Consider the following 21056-nt stretch of genomic DNA (forward strand, 5'->3'; position numbering starts at 1 on the left):
AAAACAATGACAAAAAAACGCCGCTCGCAACATTGGTACGGCAAGCTGGATAAGGATGGTTTCATTCACAGGTCGTGGATGAAAAATCAGGGTTTTCCGGATCACGCCTTTGATGGCCGGCCGATCATTGGCATCTGCAACACATGGTCGGAATTGACCCCCTGCAACTCGGGTCTGCGCGATCTGGCCGAAGGCGTCAAGCGCGGCGTTTGGGAAGCGGGTGGTTTCCCCGTCGAATTTCCGGTGATGTCGCTGGGTGAGACCCAGATGAAACCGACTGCCATGCTGTTCCGCAACCTGTTGGCAATGGATGTCGAGGAATCGATCCGCGCCTATGGTATTGACGGCGTTGTACTGCTTGGCGGCTGCGACAAGACCACACCGGGACAGTTGATGGGCGCGGCCTCGGTCGATCTGCCTTCGATCGTGGTCAGTTCTGGCCCGATGCTGAACGGCAAGTATCGCGGTCAGGACATTGGCTCTGGCACCGATGTCTGGAAGTTCTCTGAGGCTGTGCGCGCCGGAGAGATGACCCTTCAGGACTTTATGAACGCAGAATCCGGCATGTCCCGCAGCGCCGGGGTCTGCATGACCATGGGTACGGCGTCGACTATGGCGTCGCTGGTCGAAGCGATGGGCATGAGCCTGCCCACCAACGCCGCACTTCCTGCTGTTGATGCTCGCCGCATGGCGCTGGCGCATCTGACCGGCAAACGGATTGTCGAGATGGTGGATGAGGACCTGAAACCTTCGGACATTCTGACCAAGGAAGCGTTTGAAAACGCCATTTTGGCCAATGCCGCTGTTGGCGGCTCGACCAACGCGGTGGTTCACTTGCTGGCTCTGGCGGGTCGGGTGGGAGTTGATCTGACACTCAAAGACTTTGAAATCGGATCGGACATCCCACTGCTCGTCAATTGCATGCCCTCGGGCAAATATCTGATGGAGGATTTCTGCTATGCGGGCGGTATGCCCGTGGTGCTGAACGAGCTCAAATCCTTCCTGCGCCCGGCAAGAACTGTTCTGAACAAGGATATCTCGGCCCATTACGAAGGCGCAGAGTGTTTCAACAGCGACGTGATCCACAGTTTCAATGAACCGGTGAAACCCGCCGCTGGGCTGCGCGTACTGCGCGGAAACCTCGCCCCCAACGGCGCGATCGTGAAACCTTCTGCGGCAACGGATGAGTTGTTGGAAACCGAGGCCGAGGCCTATGTCTTTGAAAACATCGAAGACCTGAAGGCCAATATCGACCGCGACGACCTACCGGTCACGCCAGAAACCATTCTGGTACTCAAAGGCTGCGGTCCCAAGGGTTATCCGGGCATGCCCGAAGTGGGCAATATGCCGATCCCGGCCAAACTGGTGAAAGAAGGTGTACGCGACATGATCCGTATCTCGGATGCGCGCATGTCGGGCACCGCGTTCGGTACTGTCATCCTGCATGTCAGCCCCGAGGCGCAGGCAGGTGGCCCACTTGCACTGGTAAAAACCGGCGACCGCATCCGTGTTTCGGCCAGTAAGGGCGAGCTTGAGTTGCTGGTCGATGAGGCGGAGCTGACCGCTCGCCGCGCTGCATGGGAACCGGACGCACCGCATTACACACGCGGTTACGCCAAGCTTTACATCGATCATGTCCTGCAGGCTGATCAGGGCGCGGACCTTGATTTCCTTGTCGGCAAAGACACCCGCCTCGTGACCAGAGAGAGCCACTGATGGATCAACCAGCCACATTCCACGACCTCAAGGGCGCATCTGTCTTCATCACCGGGGGCGGGTCCGGGGTAGGTGCCTCATTGACCGACGGCTTTTTGGCACAGGGCGCCAATGTCGCCTTTATCGGCCGCTCTGATGCCACCGGCTTTGTTGAAGAAATGCGCGACAAACACGGGCGCGAGCCCTTATTCCTGCAAGGTGACATCACCGATACCGAACTGCTGCATGCAACGATGGTCAAGGCCGCCGAAACCTTTGGGCCGATCAAAGTATTGGTCAACAACGCCGCCAATGACAAACGCCACGGGTTGTCCGAGACCACGACAGAGTTCTGGGACTGGATGATCGAGGTGAATCTGAAAGCCTACTACTTTGCCTGTCAGGAGGCCGCGCGGCAAATGCAGGATACCGGCGGGTCGATCATCAACTTCAGTTCGATCAGCTACATGATGGGTAATTCCGGCTATCCGATCTACACCACCTCAAATGCCGGGATTACCGGAATGACACGGTCTTTGGCCCGCGAACTGGGGCCGCAGAAAATCCGCATCAACGCGTTGGCGCCCGGCTGGGTGCTGACACAGAAACAACTGGACATGTGGGCCACACCCGAAGATCTGGCAGCTCATATGGAACGCCAATGCCTGAAAGAACATCTGACACCCGAGGACATGATTGCACCGACGTTGTTTCTGGCCTCAGACGCCAGCCGCGCGATGACCGGTCAGTGCATGGTGGTCGATGGCGGCGTAGTGACAACGGGGTAGTGCCATGAATACAGAATGGATAGCGGTCGATTGGGGAACGTCACACCTGCGCGCCTGGGCCATGCAGGGCGAGACTGTCCTAGATCACGCGCAATCAGAAAACGGCATGTCCCGCGTGGCGGGTGGCGACTTTCAGGTGGCATTGTTGGAACTGATCGGCGGCTGGTTGGGTACTTCGCCAACCGACGTTGTCGCCTGCGGCATGGTGGGTGCACGGCAGGGCTGGGTCGAGGCTCCGTATGCGGCTGTACCCTCTGCTCCGTTGCCCAACGCACCCGTTCGCGTGCCGGATACCGATCCCCGCATCCGAGCCTTTGTTGTACCTGGTCTGAAACAGGTCAATCCGGCAGATGTCATGCGAGGTGAAGAAACCCAGATCGCAGGGTATCTGGCAAACCGTCCAAATTGGGACGGCGTGATCTGTCTGCCCGGAACTCATACGAAATGGGTGCAGATCAGCGCCAGCGAGGTGGTCAGTTTTCGCACCTTCATGACCGGAGAGCTATTCGATCTGCTGCGCGGTCAATCCGTGTTGCGACACTCGGTTGCGGATGGCTGGGATGATGGTGCCTTTGCCGAAGCCGTTGCAGATACGCTGTCGAAACCCGAGCAATTGGCCGCTCGACTGTTTGGCCTGCGCGCAGCCGATCTGCTGCACGGGCAGGATGGGGATACCGCCCGTGCACGCCTGTCAGGCTATCTGATCGGAGCCGAACTGGCCGCCACTCGCCCCTATTGGCTGGGCCAGCAACTGGCAATCATTGGCGCCCCGGGCCTGGCGGATGCATATTCAAATGCGTTGCAACAGCAAGGTGCCTTTGTCGAAAGCGCTGACGCAACCCAATCAACACTGGCAGGTCTGATGCAGGCCCGAAACCTGACGAGGCAACACGCATGAGCCGACCCATCATTGCGATCCTGCGTGGTTTACGCCCGCATGAGGCCATTCCGGTCGGACACGCCCTGATCAATGCGGGGATCGACCGGATCGAAGTCCCTTTGAACTCACCAGACCCGCTGGACAGCATCGGCGCGATGGCCCGAGAGTTAGGTGACAAAGCCCTGATCGGCGCGGGCACCGTGCTGACGCCAGAACAGGTCGATGCGGTTGCCGATGTTGGTGGCAAGCTGATCGTGTCGCCAAATTACGATGCGGATGTGATCCACCGATCCGTTGAATTGAACCTGCAAAGCTGGCCGGGTGTTTACACACCGACCGAAGCCTTTGCCGCACTCAAGGCGGGAGCAACCGGGTTGAAACTGTTTCCCGGTGTGATGGCAGGCCCAACTGGCTTGGCTGCATTGCGGCCTGTATTGCCAGCGAGGACGCTTGTGTTTGCCGTCGGTGGTGCCGGGCCGGATAACTTCGGGGATTGGATCAAAGCCGGAGCCGACGGGTTTGGTATAGGTTCAGCGCTTTACAAGCCGGGTATGGATGTCAACGAAATCGCTGATCGTGCCCAAAAAATCGTTGCCGCCTATGATGAGGCCGCCTGATGAGCGTCATCTATGACGACCGCCCCTGCGAGTTGGGCGAAGGTCCGCTGTGGCACCCTGAACGGAAACAGCTTTTCTGGTTCGACATCGTCAACAAGCGCCTGATGACGCGTGTAGACGATGAACCCCAAAGCTGGGATTTTGCTGAACATGTCTCGGCCGCAGGATGGGTTGACCGGGACACGCTGCTTGTCGCCTCAGAAACCGGTCTTTGGCGGTTTGGATTGGAGAATGGTCAGAAAGAACTGATCTCACCCATGGAAGCAGACAATCCGGTAACCCGATCAAACGATGGCCGCGCCGATCCCTGGGGCGGGTTCTGGATCGGGACCATGGGAAAACAGGCCGAAACCGGCGCCGGAGCGATCTATCGTTTCTACCGTGGGGAATTGCGTCAGTTGGTTTCGGACATCACCATCTCGAACGCCATCAGTTTTGCGCCGGACCGATCCTGCGCTTATTTCTGCGATACCGTAACCAGACAGGTCAGGCGGTGGGATCTGAACCCCGAAACCGGTTGGCCCGAAGGGAACAGCGCGGTGTTTCTGGACCTTCGCAGCGAAGGCCTGAACCCGGATGGTGCAGTGGTGGATGCCGAGGGAAACATCTGGATTGCACAATGGGGCGCATCGCGCGTTGCGGCCTACAGCCCCAGCGGACAGTTCCTCAAGGCCGTGCAGTTTGACGCCCGGCACGCCTCGTGTCCCGACTTTGGCGGCGACGATCTGACGACGCTTTTCTGCACAACGGCCCGCGAGGGGCTGGATGCGCATACAATCGAAACACAACCTTCTAACGGAATGACCTTCGCCGCACCAAACGTGGCGCAGGGTCAGGCGGAACACAGAGTCATCCTATGAAGCCGGAACTTGGCGTTTGCTACTATCCCGAACATTGGCCCGAGGCGATGTGGGCCGACGATGCTGCCCGCATGGTCGAAACAGGTCTGACATGGGTTCGCATCGGTGAGTTTGCCTGGAGCCGGATGGAACCCACACCCGGCCATCTGAAACTCGACTGGCTGGACCGCGCGATTGAGACGCTCGGGAACGCCGGGCTGAAGGTTGTGCTGGGGACACCCACGGCAACACCGCCGCGCTGGATGCTGGACAAGCACCCCGACATGCTGGCCGTTGATGCCCAAGGTAACCCGCGCAAATTCGGGTCGCGCCGGCACTACTGTTTCAGCCATCAGGGCTATATCGACGAATGCTGGCGCATCGCGCGCATCATGGGAGAACGATACGGGCAGAACCCGCATGTCGCCGCCTGGCAGATCGACAACGAATATGGCTGTCATGACACCACCGTCAGCTACAGCGCATCTGCCCTGCAGGCATTTCGGAACTGGTTGGCGTCCGAGTACGGCACCATCGATGCCTTGAACGAGGCATGGGGAAATGTCTTTTGGTCGATGGAATACAACAGCTTTGACCAGATTGATCTGCCGAACCTGACCGTAACCGAGCCCAACCCATCCCATGTTTTGGCCTTCCGTCGTTTCAGTTCGGATCAGGTCGTTGCCTTCAACAAGGCGCAGGTAAATGCACTGCGCCCGCTGACCAATACCCCGTTGCTGCACAACTACATGGGGCGCATATTGGATTTCGATCACTTCAAAGTCGGGGCTGATCTGGATATCGCCACATGGGACAGCTACCCGATCGGCTTTCTCTCAGATCGGCTTGAGGCAGACGAGGCACACAAAACCGCCTATCTGCAGCAGGGCGACCCGGATATGCAGGCCTTTCATCATGATCTCTATCGTGCGGTCGGGCGTGGCAGATGGTGGGTGATGGAACAACAACCGGGCCCGGTGAACTGGGCGCCCTACAATCCTGCCCCACTGCCCGGCATGGTGCGCCTGTGGTCACTTGAGGCCGTTGCCCATGGTGCCGAAGTCGTCAGCTATTTCCGCTGGCGTCAGGCCCCGTTCGGTCAGGAACAGATGCACGCGGGGCTTATGACACCACATAACCGCGCAGCACCTGCACTGGCTGAAGCGCGGCACGTGGCTGATGACCTGACCAAGCTTGGCGATGTTCATCAGCGGGTCGCAGAGGTTGCGATCGTCTTTGACTATACTTCGGACTGGGCCTGGAACACCCAACCTCAGGGTGCCGGGTTCGACTACTTCAGACTGGTTTTCTCGACCTACAAAGCCTTGCGACGCGCTGGCCTGTCTGTAGATTTTGTATCTGCTGCAGATATCCCGGCAGATCAGTACAAGCTGGTCCTGGCGCCGGGTCTGGCGTCACTGGACACTGAACAAACAGATCGTCTGGAAGCGTCCGGATCACTGGTCATCCTCGGACCAAGAACCGGCGCGATAACAGATGATTTTCAAATCCCGCAACAAGGTCGCCCCGGTCTTTCCGGTCTGGATTGCGACGTCGATCTCATCGAAACCCTGCCCCCAACCAGTGAACGGTCAGTTGAGGGTGGTGGCGCTGCATTGCATTGGGTTGAACGGCTGTCCGGCGAAGCCCGGAATTTACTGACATTCTCAGACGGAAACCCAGCGCTCATGAGTTCGGGCAACCTATGGTATCTCGGGTGCTTTCCGGATGAAGCCTTGTGGGACCGCGTCATTGAGTTGGCCGCGCGCGAAGCCGGCATCGCGCTGCATCCCATGCCCGCCGGATTGCGACGGCGCGAAACGGCAGAGCATGTGTTTCTGATCAATTACAACGCACAACCGGTTACGTGGAACGATCATGACATCGGTGGATGCGATGTCGCCATCCTGAAACGCAACCCGCCCGGACAGGACTGACCTGACCGGGCGGGACGCTGTTTATGCAAGGCGTTTGTGCCTATTGATCGTTTTGCAGGCTGTTGGGATCAAAGACCCCGCCAAAGCCGCTGTTATTGGAGCCCGAAGGTTGCTCTTCGGTATCCGCAGCGCCTTCATCCTCTTCACCGCCCAACGTATTCGGCGCAAAGACGTTGCCAAAGCCGCTGTTGTTTGACGGTTTCGGAGCCGACTGCTGCGCATCGCCCTGCTCGGCCTCTTCGGCTTCGCGTTGCTTGCGGCGCTCTTCACGCTGCTTGCGCAGTTCCTGAATGCGCTGTTCGGCTTCCAGTTGCTTCTGCTCTTTCACGTTGGCGATACACTGCGCAGGGTTATAGGCCGTAGCCGTGCCCACCACAGTGATCGTGGCAACCGCGAACACAACCAACAAAACCGCAGCCATGTTGCCCGCAAAAAAGCTTGGCAGCTTGATCTTGCCCGCCAGTTCTTCAACCGTGGCTTTCTTGCGCGCCGCAGCCACCAGTTCCTGACGCTTCAACTTGGCTTCGTTCAACAGTGCAAAGAACACAGTCAACGCCACGATGATGAAGGCCAGCGCCGAGATCGCGGGCGTGATGCCATACCGGACCTTCTGGGCCAGTTCGATCGTCAGCGTTGGGTACTCACCAAAGGTGAAGGTGGTAGTGTTGTAGTTCTCGAACGAGGCGAGAAACGCCAGCACCGCAGCTGAGGCAATCGCCGGACGCATGAACGGCAGCAGGATCTTGCGAAACGCCTGCGCATGAGTTGCGCCAAGATCCAGCGCCGCTTCGGTCAGGGCGATGTCGTAACGCTGCAGACGCGCCACCAGTACCAGCATGCAGTAGCTGGCGATAAAGGTGGACTGACCGATCACCGTCAGGAAAACACCGTTGGACAAGAAGCTGTCGGCACCCAGACCTAACATCCGGTTGATCCGATCCCAGAACACCAGTGTCGAGATACCCAAAACAACACCCGGGATCAGGATCGGTGCGATGATGATCGTGTAGTAGGTCGCGCGCAGCTTGGGCCAAATCTGAGTCAGCATCAGCGCCCCGGCCAGACCCATCGCGACCGACAGAACAACTGTCCCGGCACCGATGATCAACGAGTTCTTGATACCGTTCAGAATGCGCTGATCCTGAAACAGCTCACTGAACCACTGGAAGGTCAGACATTCCCAGGGCGACATTCTTGGGAACCCGGACGAGTTGAATGCGGTGATCGACATGATCACCAGCGGCCCCAGCAGATAGGCGAAGAAGATCGCCAGATAGACCCAGATGCTTATACGGAGGAAGGAAGTGTTCATTTCCCGATATCCCCCATGTTCACCTTGAACAGGCGCATCATCGCCAGCACGAACAGGATACAGGTCACCAGCAGAACGATGGCGTATGCAGCACCCTGCGGCCAGTCGTTGTTGTCATTGAACTGCTGATAGATCAGCTGCGTGAACCACAGAGACGACGGCCCGCCCAGAATCTGTGGAGCGGCCAGCGCACCGGCGCTCAGCATGAAGACCATCGTACAGCCCGAACTGATGCCTGGCTTGGCGTAGGGGATGACCACACGCCAGTGAATCCGCCACCAGGGCGCACCAAGATCACGCGCGGCCTCGATCTGGTTTCCATCCAGACTTTCGATCACGTTGTACATCGGGAAGATCATCAGCAGGATGTAGGCATAGCCCAGACCCGCATAGAGCGCGATATCGTTGCGGATGAAGTCGAATGGAGTATCAAAGATACCCAGCCCCATGAACAACGTGTTCAAAACACCGGTTTCACCAAAGATGATCCGCAGGGCAAACGCGCGCAGGATCTCGTTGATCCAGTAGGGAATGATCAGCATGATCGCAAAGATGCGGATATGGCTGCCCTTGGACTGACCGAGGTAATAGGCGATCGGGTAACAGATGATCAGGTTGAAGATCGTTACACAGACCGCCGCAATCAGCGTCCGGAAGAACACCCGCAGGTCGACAGCGTTATAAGACTGACTGCCCCCTTCGGGTCCGTAGATCAAGTATTTGTAGTTCTCCAGCGTATAGACGTCCTTGGGCCCACCAATCTCTGGCGGCGGCAGGTTCGGACGGAAGGAAAAGTCCAGCATCGACAGCTGGGGCAGGATGATCAGGCCAATGGTCCAGAACAGGACCAGGCCCAAGATCGCCAGCCCCATGCCGGTGCCATTGCGATTGAAAAACTCCTTGAGGAAGCCTGGCATTATGAGGCCTCCCTATTCCGCAGCCAGTTCACCCGCGGGAACGACAACCGCATTGCGGGTCTCATATTCCAGCGTGATGTTCTGCCCGGTGTGATCCTCAAAGGACTGGCCCAGGTTGGGGATCGAAACCTTGATCTCTTTGCCGCCCTCACCTTCGGTGAAGATGTTGAAGACATTGCCTTCAAATTCCTCGTGGTTCACACGCGCGGTGACAAAGTGATCTCCGGCCGCACCGTCAGAGGCAATTGCAAAGGCTTCAGGGCGGATGAACATCATGGCGTCATCACCCTCTTTCATCTTGCCCTGATTGGCGGTGGAAATCCGCGCGACCAGATCGCCGGAACGGTTAGTCGCGATTAGCGCTTCATTTCCCATGACCTGCTTGACCTTGCCACGGAACACATTGTTTTCGCCCACGAAAGAGGCTGCAAACGCGGTGTTTGGATCGTTGTAGATAGTCTTGCCGTCTGCAATCTGGTCAATCACCCCTGCCCGCATGACGGCGATGTTGTCCGACATGGTCAACGCCTCGCCCTGGTCATGGGTGATGTAGATGAAAGTAATACCGACACGCTGCTGAATTTCACGCAGTTCGGTCCGCATGTGCTGGCGTAGTTTGAGGTCCAGCGCCGACAGGGGTTCGTCCAGCAGCAGAACATCGGGTTCGGCGCACAGGGCGCGTGCGATTGCCACACGCTGACGCTGACCACCTGACAATTCGCTGGGCAACTTATCGCCCTGTCCCGGAAGCGCGATCATATCCAGCAACTCATCAGCACGCTTGCGGCGTTCGGCAGCGCTGGCGCCTTTGATTTCCATCGAGAAGGTGATGTTTTCCCAGACCTTCATCAGCGGGAACAACGCAAGGTTCTGAAAGATCAGTGCGGTCGGACGTTTGTTCGGCCCGATCCCTCTCATGTTGTTGCCACCGATCAGAACATTTCCTTCGCTGGGCTCCAGAAAGCCCGAAACAGCGCGCAGGATGGTTGTCTTGCCACAGCCCGAGGGGCCAAGGAACGAAAAGAAATCGCCCCCATTGATGTTTACGTTCGCATCACGCACGGCGACAAAATCACCGAAGCGGATCCACAGGTTTTCCAGATCGACTCCGACCCCTGCACTCATTTTTGGTATCTCCCTGGAGCACGGCACAGGGCCGTGTCACATAACTGTCCGTTACGCCGGGGCGGCGCACGGGTAGCAGCCCCCCGCGTGTTACGCGAGGGGCCCGGTTTCAAGGCGATCAGGCGCTCTTGAATTTATTGACGAACTCGGTCCGAGTTTCAGCATACCAGGGTGCTTCGGCCGGCCATGGGTTCAGGTTGGCCAGCGAGTCGCCCGGATAGGCTTCGGCAAAGTTCTTTTTGTAGGTGTCGCCCGAATACTGGTCGGCACCTAGAACTGGCGAGTTATAGCCGTGGCTGTCGATTGCGACACCGGCCGGTTTGGCCTGATAAGCAAAGTCGATGAAGGCATAGACCTGATCGATATTCGCCGCGCCTGTCGGCATCGAGATACCGTCAACCCAGGCCATCGCACCTTCGACAGGCGCCTGATAGTGCACAGGCTCACCAGCGGATTTCAGGGCCAGCGGCGGGCCGTCCCATGTCTGGCCGACAACCACACCTTCGTTCAGCAGACCGTTCTTCTGGGTATCCGCGTCGTTCCAGATCAGCTTGATCCGGTTCTTACGCTCGATGCACCAGTCGGCAATCTGGCCCCAGACCTTGCGCATGGTGTCTTCGTCACCATAAGCGGCCCAGACAGAACCCGGTTCCATCTCACCGGCGCGCTCCATGTAGAGACCCGCACCCAGCATCATCGAGTGCGCACGGCCCATGGTCTTGCCAGCGTTTTCTTCCGACCACACGTCGCCATAGGACGGCGCATCGCCTTCGGGCAGCCACAGGTCAGTACGATAAGCGATGCCTTCGGTGCCCCAGATATGCGGCAGCCAGTGCGCGCCGCTGTCACCAAAGTTCCATGCGTCGGTGCCGATCTTGGCCATCGCAGGGTTCACCAGATCGATCGGAACCTTGTTCATGTCGAACGGCTGCAACAGTTCCAGCGGCTCCCACTGAAGCGAACGGTTGTTGGTCGGCGAGACGATGTCAAAGCCCTGACCTTTGGTCGCCTTCATCTTGTTGATGATTTCTTCGTTCGATCCGATACCGGTGTAGTTCACCTTGATACCGGTTAGAGTTTCGAACTCTTGAATAAAGCTGGGCGGCAGATAGTCCGACCACATCAGGATGTTGATTTCACCCGACGAAGCCAGCGCACTCTTGCTGTAAAGTGGCGCTGCCAAAGCAGCGGCACCCGCACCCTTCAAGACCGAGCGGCGGGTAACAGATTTGGTTTTCACCATTGGTTTTCTCCCGTAGTTGGATTGTGTTGTTTTTGTTCTTTTTTAACAGCGTAGAGATTTGCGGCGCCCGCGTCAGCCCAAAAGTGACAGTTCGCGGTTTTCTTAAGTCCAGTTCGGGAAATTGCCTCGTGCTGGACCTACATCCGACGCGCTCTGCTTCGCCTAGCTACCTCGCCAAATACAAACGCCGTAAGGGGGAACGACCTCTCCACCAACGAGAAAGGACCGTGTTTGGTCTGTTTGCAAGCGGATATCTTCATCGCCGAAATTAAATGCAAATTTCAGATCACCGCGCTGCGTAATCCGCAAATCCGGATCGCAGACAGTGAATTCGATTCCAGCCCACGCCAAAACATCCTCTAGAATCATCCGCAAAAGCTGGCCTTGCGGCACCATTGCCAGATAAGTGGCCCGCTCGGACCTGATCACAGCAGGGCTACCATCGCGATATTTGCTGACAAAGTTGGCCATAACTTCCTGTTCTGTCTCAACAATTTCACGCCACCCAATGAAATCAAAGGTGGCAGCGTCGCCAAATCGAACGGCCTCCTCCGCCAACTCCGGTAATGATTCGACGCGATTGATTCGAACCCCGGTCAGATCGGCCAGAACACCCGGAGCGAGGTTGTCCGGGGTATGCATATCCTCGGTCTTGCTGGCTGACCGGGCTCCAATCAAAAGCTTCGCCTGGCAATCCTGCAGTTTGGCCGCAAAATCCGATGTCACGATCATATTCTGCGGCAGGATCACCAGTGCATAATCCGATAGATCATCTTCGGGCCCCAAAAAATCCAGATCAACGCCGAGTTCGCGCAATGCCGCATACCATTCGCGGATGATCTGCGCGTTCGGAAACGCATCATCATGTGGCAGAATATCAGCGGCCCAGATTGACGTGTAGTCCAGCACCATAGCCACCTTCGCACACGTCCAAACGGCGGGTGGTATAACCTCCCGTTCCGCTACGATCTGCGCTAGTTCCTCTGCTGCCTGATCCGGACTCCCATCAGATCGCAGAAGTGCCGTGTGGAACTGTTCCTGAGCGAACTTCGCCTGCCGCCAGCGAAAGAACATCACAGCCTGCGCACCGTGCGCATAGGCTGCCCATGTCCACAGCCGTACCATCCCGTCGGCGGGCGAGGGGTTCTTTTCGGCCCAATCAACCGGCCCAGGCTGCTGTTCCAGAACCCACATTCGACCACGCCCTTGCGATCGGTAGAGATCGCAATGAAAGCCCTGATAGTCCGGCGCGCCGGTTCTCAGATACCGGTGCTTTTCCTGATCAGACAGGGTTGAGCCCAGCAGATTTCCCAGCGGATAGCTGTCAAATCCCACAACATCCAGATCGGTGGCAACGGCGTGGTGATCGAATTCGAAACTGCCGGCCATAAAGTTGTGCGTAATGTCCCGTCCGGGCGCATATTCGCGCAGAATGTCCACCTGCGCCTTGTTGAACAGTCGAACCCGATCGGATGAATACCGTGCGAAATCCAGCGCATGTGTCGGGTTCGGGTTCGCGACCAGACCATTTGGCAGTTCGATCTGATCAAAGTCAGAATACTGCGATCCCCAAAAGACCGTACCCCATGTCTGGTTGAGCGTCTCAATCGTCCCATAACGCTGTCGCAGCCAGAGACGGAATCCATACTTTGCGGCATCGGAGTAGCTGAGCACCGTGTCGTGATCATTATACTCATTGTCGATCTGCCACGCATGAACGTGCGGATTTTGCCCGTATCTTCGGGCGTATGCGCTGGCTATGCGACAGGCTTCTTCCAGATAGATCTCGCTGGAAAAACAATAGTGTCGACGTGAACCAAAACCACGAACCCGACCATCTGGTCCAACTGGCAGGATCTCGGGATGTTCATCAATCAGCCATTTTGGGGGTGCCGCCGTGGGCGTGGACATCATTACCCGCAAACCGGCCGCGCCCAGAATATCGATCACTTCGTCCAGCCAGTCCCAGTCGAAACGACCCCGCTCGGGTTCGATCAGCCCCCAGGTGAATTCAGCGATCCGAACCCAGTCCAGACCCATCGCGATCATCTGCGCCGCATCATCACGCCACTGGGACCGATCCCATTGTTCGGGGTAGTAACAAACCCCCAGTTCAAGTTTGCTCATCTTTCGTCCTTTGCGGTGCGCCGCTCGATCCATTTCAGGAAGCTGGCGCAGCCAAGCGTGATGACGACATAGAGTATTGCCGCCGTATTGAAGGGTGCGAAGGGCAGAAAGCTGGCGGCCTGAAACTCGCGCATGCGCTGGGTCATGTCGCGGACCGACAGGATCGACAGCAGCGATGTATCTTTGATCATTGCTATGAATTCGTTCCCCAAGGGCGGCGTCACGATGCGCAATGCCTGAGGCAGGATGATCAATCGTGCAGTCTGCCAGCGCGACAAACCAAGCGAGCTGCCGGCCTCAAGCTGCCCTCTGGGAATTGCCTCAATGCCGGACCGAAAAATCTCGGCCATGTAAGCAGAATAACCGACCGAGATCGCAATGATCCCGCGGGTCATATTGGTCATGTCGATCCCGCCACCAGTCGCATCCTTGACCGCACCTGCCAGCGGCAACCCGATATAGAGGATGATCACCAGCATCGGTATGCCCCGGATCGTGTCGACAAAGAACTCGGCCCCGACAGCCAGCGGGTGCAACTTGTGCTGTGACCCTCCAATGGTAAGCGTCAGCAGCAGAAAGCCAAAAACGGCGAAAGTCAGCGCCGGATTGCGATACTTGTCCGGCAGAAAACTCGTCTGCCAGAGAACGGGATAGCCTTGCGTATGCGCCTCGACCGGGACAAAGGCGCCTGAGACACTGTCGACCGTTTCGATCTGTTCCAACGCACTGGCCGAATCCGTCGCGCTGCGGATACGATACTGCCGTTCTTCGCCACCTTCGAATTCACCAAACCTGATGATATCTGCCTGCGCCTGCGGTGTACCACGTACGATCGCGATACGCGCTTCGGTGCTGCCGACCAGTACATAATTGACCTGCGGCTGCATGAAGAAAAAAGCCGAGATTGCCAGCAGCGCCAGACTGATCGAACCATAGGTTACGGTTGTTCGTGCCTTTGGTTTGAACGACTGGAGCCCCACCCAGATCAATCCAAGGATTGCTGCAAAGATATACGCGAAAATTGCGGCACGAAACGTAATGGCGACGCCGGTGGCAAACTGCCAATGCGCCATGAACAACATATAGAACAGTGCTGCGCCGGTCAGAATTTCAAACCCCAACGTAACGCGACCCCTTAGCGGATTGGGTAGTCGGCCGGACGCGAGGCACAAGGCAATGACGATCGCGTAGACAGCCAAAAGCACCTGCAATCCGGTCTGCACTTGTCCGACCACTTCCGGGAACAGAACCCAGGTCTGATTTGTCCGATCAATAAGGGTCGAGGTGTTTTCGCTGAGTGCATGAAAGAACACGGATTCGGCAAAGGGCATCAACACCTGAGGCGCAACAAGTGCCAGAACGGCCAGTCCCAGCGCTGCTGGTAGCGCGGCCAAAGCCGCAATTCGCAGCCAGTTTGGTGCGGTCGCGAAACGAGCATTTCGGGCACACAGATAGCCCAGCACCGCCACAGTCAGCATCAACAGAAACCCGATAAAGATTGGCCCTGCGTTGTTGCCTATCCCCAGAATCGCGATCAGCGATCTCAGGTACTTTGACGACGTGGCAAACAGGTAGATGATGAACGGGGCTGCAGCGAGCAATACAAGGTTGCTCGGGCGAATCCGGCTTAGGCGCGACATGAATTCTCTCCGCTGGGACAGAGCTCCGGCGACTGCGGCCGCCGGAGCCTATGGAAGCTTTATCCGATCAGTTCGTGCTCCAGTACTTACCGATCAGAGCATCCAGCGTTCCGTCTTCTTTGATTGCCGCCAGTCCTTCGTTGATTGCGTCAACGGTTGCATCACCCTCCTGAAAGACGATGCCCAGCGGGTCGGACTGCAGACCCGTGATACCGACGGTCAATTCACCCGCAAATTCCTGCTCATACGCGGCGGCAGAGGTTCCATCGATGATGACGCCCTGCACGTCCGCGTTCTGCAACGCCAGAATAGCAGCCGAGAAGTTGTCATAGAGACTGACATTTTCACGCCCTACCAGTTCTTCGGCCAGTTGCGCGTTCGTGGTGCCAGTTTGAGCCGCCAGTTTCTGACCGCCAGCCTTGAAGTCATCCAGTGTCATATCGGCATTGTCGACCTGCAGCAGGATCGCCTGGCTGACCACGATGTAAGGCTCGGAAAAATCCATGGTTTCTTCGCGTTCCGGTGTGATCGAAACGCCAGAGATCACCAGATCGAACTCGCCCTGCTGAAGCGCGGCAAAGATGCCGTCCCAGGCGGTGTTGACGAAGTTCGGGACGCAATTGACCTTTTCGCAGATCGCATTCATCACATCCACGTCAAAGCCCACGATCTGTCCCGTTGTTTCATCAACGGTTTCCATCGGCGGGTAAGTGGCGTCCGTTCCGATCTTGAGCACACGCCCCTCCAGATCGGCGGCAAAGGCCGCAGGCGCTGTCATCGCGGCTAGCGTTGCGGCAGCAAGCAGTTTCTTGAACATGTCCGGTTTCTCCTTTGTTGGTCTGTGGTTTACGCCGCTTCCGGCGCCGGGGTGTCAGGTTGCCGCTCGATTAAGGTGGCCCTGATCTTTTTTTGGATCGCGGACGGATCAACACCGTCCAGGGATTTAAGCATGAATTCACCCAGCAGGTGGCTGGTCTCAACAATCGGTACGTAATAGGTGCTGGGCGGTGGCACGAAATAGCGGCTGAGCTGAAGATCGTCGGTTGAGATTACAACAATATCGCGCCCGACCCGAATGCCGGTATCAGAGGCAGCCGACAACACACCAAGGGTCATCGCCTCATTCGCGCAGATGATGGCGGTTGGACGATCCGGCATCTTCATCAGGGATATGAAGCCCTGCTGGCCGGTTTTTGCTGTTGTTGGGCCGCTGAAAACAAGCGCAGGATCCTGGGGCTCTCCCGCAGCGGACAAGGCGTCTGAATATCCCTGCTCCCGCTGCGCAGCATAGATCAACTCTTGCGGCGGATTGATAAGGGCAATGCGGTGGTGACCGAGTTTCAGCAAACGCTCCGTCGCATCAAACGCCGCTGCCTGACTGTCAAAATCCACATAAGGGTGGGGTTGGGAACTGTCGCTCATACCATAGGTGACAAAGGGGAAATCCTGTTCCTGTAAGTAAGCGATACGAGGATCATTCCGGCGAGTGCCGGAAAAGATCACCCCATCGGCCAGCCCCTCGCGAACGATGGATTGCAGTGTCTTCATCGACCCATCGATATCAGCCACGCTGAACACGCTGAGCTCATACATCGATCCACGCAACGCATTCGAAATCCCTGCAAGGATGCGAGTGAATTCCACCCCCTCCCATTCCTCGGGTACATCCGCCGAGACGCCTACCAAAACGGCGATGCGATAGGATTTCTTGGTGCGCAGCTTCAGGCCATCCAGATTGACACGATAGCCAAGTTCCTTGGCGACCCGTTGAATCTGTTCACGCGTTTCGCGTTTGACGGAATCCGTGCCGCGAAGTGCGTTTGACACTGTACCGACAGAGTATCCGGTGCGTTTGGCAATCGACTTGATCGTTGCACGGGCCATTACACGCCCTCACAAAGCTGATCAGTCAGAAACCGGCGGCCGGTTTCCATCGTACGCCAATGATCAAGCGTCTCATCATGCTCTACAAACAGGTCAGTGCAGCCAGTGTTGCCAAGCGCAGCCAGCACGGCAGGCCAGTCCACGACACCTTGCCCAAGATCGCGCCAGCATTCGTCCCCCTGCCCTGCCAGCGGATCAACGTCCTTGGCATGTACGGAAATGATGCGATCACCGTAACGCATAGTCGCCGCAGCAGGGTCCAGCCCCGCCGCAACCAACCAGCCGATATCTGGCTGCCACCAGATGTTCCCTTGCTCAAGAATCAGACCCAGAGGTGTAACACCCTGATAGTCTTCAAGATCGAAATCATGATTGTGATACGCCAGCCTGACACCATGGACCGCCAGTTGATCCGCCCAAATGTTCAACTGGCCCGACACTGCCCTCCATCCCCTAACAGTGTCGGGCCTTGCCTCGGGCGTCAGCCAAGGCATGACAGCCACATGGCATTCCAGTTCTCTGAGCAGAAAGAGAATGTCCTGAAACCGGCTTTCAAACTCCCACCACTCGAAATGAGCGGATCTTACATTCAGCCCGGATTGTCGAACCTGATCGACCATTTGCGACGGACTGAGATCATGAAAGCCAATCGTTTCAATATCGGCAAACCCAGTGCCTGCAACCAACTCAAGCTGGGCTTTCAGATCGCCGATCTGTCGGACGGTATAAAGCTGTGCCGATATCCGCATACTGTCGCTTATGAATATATTGAAACGTTTCAATTAGCGTGAAACATCACAACCCGACTTGTCAAGCATGTCGTTCCTACGGGCGTGTTTGTCTGAATATCCGAAATCAGAGTACTTTCAGATCGAGAGTTCATAGAACTGGAGTTTCGATGATTGAACTGTTAGATGGTAGCGCAATCATTACAGCCCCAACAGGTTCCGAACATGAATCTCACCCGTACCGACTTTCCCAAAGATTTCCTCTTTGGTGCGGTCGCCTCTGCCAATTCGGTTGAACATCATGTCCCGAGCATCTCTGACGGAACTGGCGATCGCTTGGGCCAACAATACCAGGAATTTGACCTGGTTCAGTCTACAGGGTTTGATGGCTATCGGTTCCCAATCGATTGGGCTCGGGTGCTGCCCAAGGGTAAGGGCGGGATCAATCAGGCAGGGCTAGATTTCTACGACCGTCTGGCAGATGCGCTGTTGGAGCGCGAAGTACGTCCATGTGCCACGCTCTTTCATCACGACCTCCCACTCGCCATCACTGATCTTGGCGGTTGGCGCAATCCAGATGTTGCCAACTGGTTTGCTGATTTTACCGAAGTGATCATGGGTCGGATCGGGGATCGTATGTACAGCGTCGCCCCAATCGGCGAGCCTGAGCACATCAGTTTGCACAGCCAGATCGAAAGCCGCGAACCGTCCGGACATTCTGACATACGCGCCACTGCACGTACCATGCACCACGTGTTGCTGGCGCATGGGCGCGCGGTTCAGGCGATGCGCGGTTTGGGCATGTCCAATCTGGGTGCCATGTTCGATCTGGATTGGATCAATGCGTCGGTTGACCCTTCAGAAACAGCGCCAACTGCTCTTTTCAGCAACGAATTCTACAAACGTTTCATTCTGGGTGGTGTGTTCCTCAGGGCCTATCCCGAAACTGTGTTGGAGGAGTTGGAGCCACATTTGCCTTCAGGTTGGCAAAACGACCTGGAAACGATTGGTACTCCGATTGATTGGTATGGGCTGACCTTTGGCGCTCAGAATCAGACTACTTCATCGGATACGGCCACACATAACGGCAAAGACACTTCCGGTGCACTGTCACAGGTCCTGACCCGAATCCGCAAGGATTACACAGGTGATCTGCCGATCTATCTTACTGACACCAACGCAACGAGTTCCACAGGTCAGCGCTCCCATAGCCTGTCTCAACATCTGAGCGCTATGCTGGGAGCTGTGAAGCAAAACCACCCGATCAAAGGTTGCTTTCTTGGGTCGATGGCAGATCCTGAAACCCTGAAAGCCGTACTCACAAAAGTACAGCCCGTTTCCCTGCCGTTGTCTCAGCCGGCGGGCGCCATGCATGAACACTGGAACCTGGTCGCCGACATCGGCGGAACCAATACAAGGCTCGGTGTCGTCTCCAACGGCCAGCTGACCGACCTGCGGAAATACCCGACCGGAAAGCTGCCCGATTTGCTTGCAGCGCTACATGATTTGCGTGATGAGATTGGCACCGATCCACGCGCTGTCGTCGCTGCCGGGGCCGGACCGGTGAAGAACGGAACCATCCGCTTGACCAACGCCCATCTGGATTTGTCAGAGGATGAACTGGCCAAGGCAACGGGCGCTCAACATACTTACGTAATCAACGACTTCACCGCCGCTGCATGGTCGGTAGCTGAAATTACCGCCGCGGATGTCGAGGTTTTGCAGGGTGAAGCCACCCCACCCAAGGGCACGCGACTGGTCGTCGGCCCGGGCACCGGGCTTGGGGTCGGGGCACTGCTCTATTCCGAAGGGCACTATCACACCGTTTCCGGCGAAGGTGGTCATATGGGGCTTTCCCCCCGGCATCGTGATGAAGTCGAGATCTTTGAAGCCGCCCGGCAGATCGCCCCGGAGTGTTTCTTTGACGATAGCCTGACGCTCGAGGCTGAAATGTTCCTGAGCGGAACCGGACTGCCAATCCTGTATCAGGCTGTCGCAATGGCTGGTGGTGAGGCCAAAGAGAGCTTGCGAAATGCCAAGGATATTCTGCACGATGCCCGAGAGGGATCGGATGAATATGCGGTCCGGGCGGCACATATGTTTACCACCCACCTTGGCGCGATCATGGGGGATCTTGCGGTCGCACTTGTGCCCGCCGGGGGTGTGTTTCTTGTGGGCGGCGTTGCTGAGAAAAACCGTTGGCTGTTTCAGGATGACTTTCTGGCAGCCTTCAACGCAGGCGGACGGTTCGATGATCTGAGGCGTTCGATGAACCTTTACGTTTCAGAGCAAGACGAATTTGGCATTGTTGGCGCTAACAATTTCTGTAAAAATGCGCTCGCACACTAAACTCGTCACCTGAAACCCAATAGAATCAAAGGAGCCCGGCATGATCTTATGCTGCGGTGAAGCCCTGATCGACATGATCGCCGCACCTACGGTTTCAGGCGAACAAGGCTTTGTGCCTCATTCGGGCGGTGCCATATTCAACACTGCCATCGCTTTGGGGCGCTTGGGTGTTCCGGCCGGAATGCTGACCGGTCTTTCCACGGACATGTTCGGCACTCAACTAGCCGAAGCTTTGCAGACAAGCCACGTGGATACGAGCCATGTAATTCGCTCAGATCGGCCAACGACATTGGCGTTTGTGCAGCTACGGGATGGTCAGGCACGCTATAATTTTGTTGATGAAAACACCGCCGGGCGGATGCTGCGACCTGATGATATGCCCGATCAATTGCCAGCGGTCTCCGCGCTCTATTTTGGGGGGATTAGTCTGGCCTGTGAACCCTGCGCTGATGCTTATGCGTCTTTGCTGCAGCGTCATGGGTCAGAGCGTGCTGTCATGCTGGACCCGAATATCCGACCGGGTTTCATCAAGGATCAAACCCGCTATCGCACCCGGCTGAACGCCATGATCGCACAAGCTGACATCGTGAAGGTATCGGATGAGGATCTGGACTGGATCATCCCCGGCCCTGAAAGCCTTAACGAGAAAGTTCCATTATTGCTGCAGGCCGGACCAGCGGTCGTTATCGTCACCCGTGGCAGCGAAGGCGCATCAGGCTATCTGGCCGATGGATCGGAAACATCGGTTTCTGTAAAGGCGGTTCAGGTAGTGGACACGGTTGGTGCCGGCGACACATTCAACGCTGGCGTTCTGGCCGAGTTGGAACGCTCGGGCCATCTGACCAAAGCAGGTTTGCGGGCTATGAAGCCGGCAGACCTGAATGCCGCGCTCACCCTTGGGGCCGAAGTGGCCGCAATCACCGTATCTCGCGCCGGGGCAAACCCGCCATGGGCGCACGAGCTCTGATAAAGACG

At 57.0% G+C, this 21056-nt stretch carries 17 protein-coding genes; 8 read left to right on the forward strand and 9 right to left on the reverse strand.

Annotated features, from left to right (window positions below; translation table 11 throughout):
- Positions 1 to 6: 6 nt before the first annotated feature.
- From E1297_RS40675 to E1297_RS40700, 6 genes are read left to right on the forward strand one after another with little or no spacing between them, the layout of a single operon-like run.
- Positions 7 to 1716, forward strand: a complete 1710-nt coding sequence (locus E1297_RS40675; protein ID WP_155148452.1) for an IlvD/Edd family dehydratase — start codon at positions 7 to 9, stop codon at positions 1714 to 1716.
- Positions 1716 to 2483 carry an SDR family NAD(P)-dependent oxidoreductase gene (locus tag E1297_RS40680; protein WP_155148454.1) on the forward strand — a complete coding sequence of 256 codons (768 nt, stop codon included), beginning with the start codon at positions 1716 to 1718 and terminating at the stop codon, positions 2481 to 2483. Before E1297_RS40675 ends, E1297_RS40680 begins: the two co-directional genes overlap by 1 nt.
- A 4-nt stretch (positions 2484 to 2487) precedes the next feature.
- The gene (locus E1297_RS40685; RefSeq protein ID WP_155148456.1) at positions 2488 to 3381 is read left to right on the forward strand and encodes a 2-dehydro-3-deoxygalactonokinase; all 894 of its coding nucleotides are present in this window, start codon (positions 2488 to 2490) and stop codon (positions 3379 to 3381) included.
- Entirely contained in the window at positions 3378 to 3980 is a 603-nt protein-coding gene (locus E1297_RS40690; protein ID WP_155148458.1) for a 2-dehydro-3-deoxy-6-phosphogalactonate aldolase, read from the forward strand. The genes E1297_RS40685 and E1297_RS40690 overlap by 4 nt, the downstream gene beginning before the upstream one ends.
- Complete coding sequence (locus tag E1297_RS40695) at positions 3980 to 4840, forward strand: SMP-30/gluconolactonase/LRE family protein (protein ID WP_155148460.1); 861 nt, start codon at positions 3980 to 3982, stop codon at positions 4838 to 4840. The genes E1297_RS40690 and E1297_RS40695 overlap by 1 nt, the downstream gene beginning before the upstream one ends.
- Positions 4837 to 6756, forward strand: a complete 1920-nt coding sequence (locus tag E1297_RS40700; RefSeq protein ID WP_155148461.1) for a beta-galactosidase — start codon at positions 4837 to 4839, stop codon at positions 6754 to 6756. The genes E1297_RS40695 and E1297_RS40700 overlap by 4 nt, the downstream gene beginning before the upstream one ends.
- A gap of 40 nt (positions 6757 to 6796) precedes the next feature.
- Here E1297_RS40700 and E1297_RS40705 read toward each other — a convergent pair whose 3' ends face one another.
- The 9 genes from E1297_RS40705 to E1297_RS40745 all read right to left on the reverse strand — a co-directional run bounded on the left by E1297_RS40705 (position 6797) and on the right by E1297_RS40745 (position 17753).
- Positions 6797 to 8068 carry an ABC transporter permease gene (locus E1297_RS40705; protein WP_155148463.1) on the reverse strand — a complete coding sequence of 424 codons (1272 nt, stop codon included), beginning with the start codon at positions 8066 to 8068 and terminating at the stop codon, positions 6797 to 6799.
- Positions 8065 to 8985, reverse strand: a complete 921-nt coding sequence (locus E1297_RS40710; protein WP_155148465.1) for an ABC transporter permease — start codon at positions 8983 to 8985, stop codon at positions 8065 to 8067. The genes E1297_RS40705 and E1297_RS40710 overlap by 4 nt, the downstream gene beginning before the upstream one ends.
- 12 nt (positions 8986 to 8997) lie before the next feature.
- Positions 8998 to 10110: an ABC transporter ATP-binding protein gene (locus E1297_RS40715; RefSeq protein WP_155148467.1), complete on the reverse strand. Its 1113-nt coding sequence runs from the start codon at positions 10108 to 10110 to the stop codon at positions 8998 to 9000.
- Positions 10111 to 10228: 118 nt separating this feature from the next.
- Positions 10229 to 11353: an extracellular solute-binding protein gene (locus E1297_RS40720; RefSeq protein WP_155148469.1), complete on the reverse strand. Its 1125-nt coding sequence runs from the start codon at positions 11351 to 11353 to the stop codon at positions 10229 to 10231.
- Between the two features lie 162 nt (positions 11354 to 11515).
- The gene (locus E1297_RS40725) at positions 11516 to 13480 is read right to left on the reverse strand and encodes a beta-galactosidase (protein ID WP_244328069.1); all 1965 of its coding nucleotides are present in this window, start codon (positions 13478 to 13480) and stop codon (positions 11516 to 11518) included.
- A complete protein-coding gene (locus E1297_RS40730; RefSeq protein WP_155148473.1) occupies positions 13477 to 15120 on the reverse strand; it encodes an amino acid ABC transporter permease in 1644 nt (547 codons plus the stop codon). Before E1297_RS40730 ends, E1297_RS40725 begins: the two co-directional genes overlap by 4 nt.
- A 67-nt stretch (positions 15121 to 15187) precedes the next feature.
- Positions 15188 to 15937: a basic amino acid ABC transporter substrate-binding protein gene (locus E1297_RS40735; protein WP_155148475.1), complete on the reverse strand. Its 750-nt coding sequence runs from the start codon at positions 15935 to 15937 to the stop codon at positions 15188 to 15190.
- A gap of 29 nt (positions 15938 to 15966) precedes the next feature.
- Entirely contained in the window at positions 15967 to 17004 is a 1038-nt protein-coding gene (locus E1297_RS40740) for a LacI family DNA-binding transcriptional regulator (RefSeq protein ID WP_155148477.1), read from the reverse strand.
- On the reverse strand, positions 17004 to 17753 hold the full coding sequence (locus E1297_RS40745) for a sugar phosphate isomerase/epimerase (protein WP_155148479.1): 750 nt from the start codon (positions 17751 to 17753) through the stop codon (positions 17004 to 17006). Before E1297_RS40745 ends, E1297_RS40740 begins: the two co-directional genes overlap by 1 nt.
- Positions 17754 to 17957: 204 nt before the next feature.
- On the opposite strand from E1297_RS40745, the gene E1297_RS40750 reads away from it, so the two are divergent.
- Entirely contained in the window at positions 17958 to 20081 is a 2124-nt protein-coding gene (locus E1297_RS40750; protein WP_155148481.1) for a family 1 glycosylhydrolase, read from the forward strand.
- Positions 20082 to 20121: 40 nt separating this feature from the next.
- Positions 20122 to 21048 (forward strand): carbohydrate kinase, encoded by a 927-nt coding sequence (locus E1297_RS40755; RefSeq protein ID WP_155148483.1) that lies wholly within the window; start codon positions 20122 to 20124, stop codon positions 21046 to 21048.
- The last annotated feature ends 8 nt before the right edge of the window (positions 21049 to 21056 follow it).

This window comes from Roseibium sp. RKSG952, assembly GCF_009711355.1.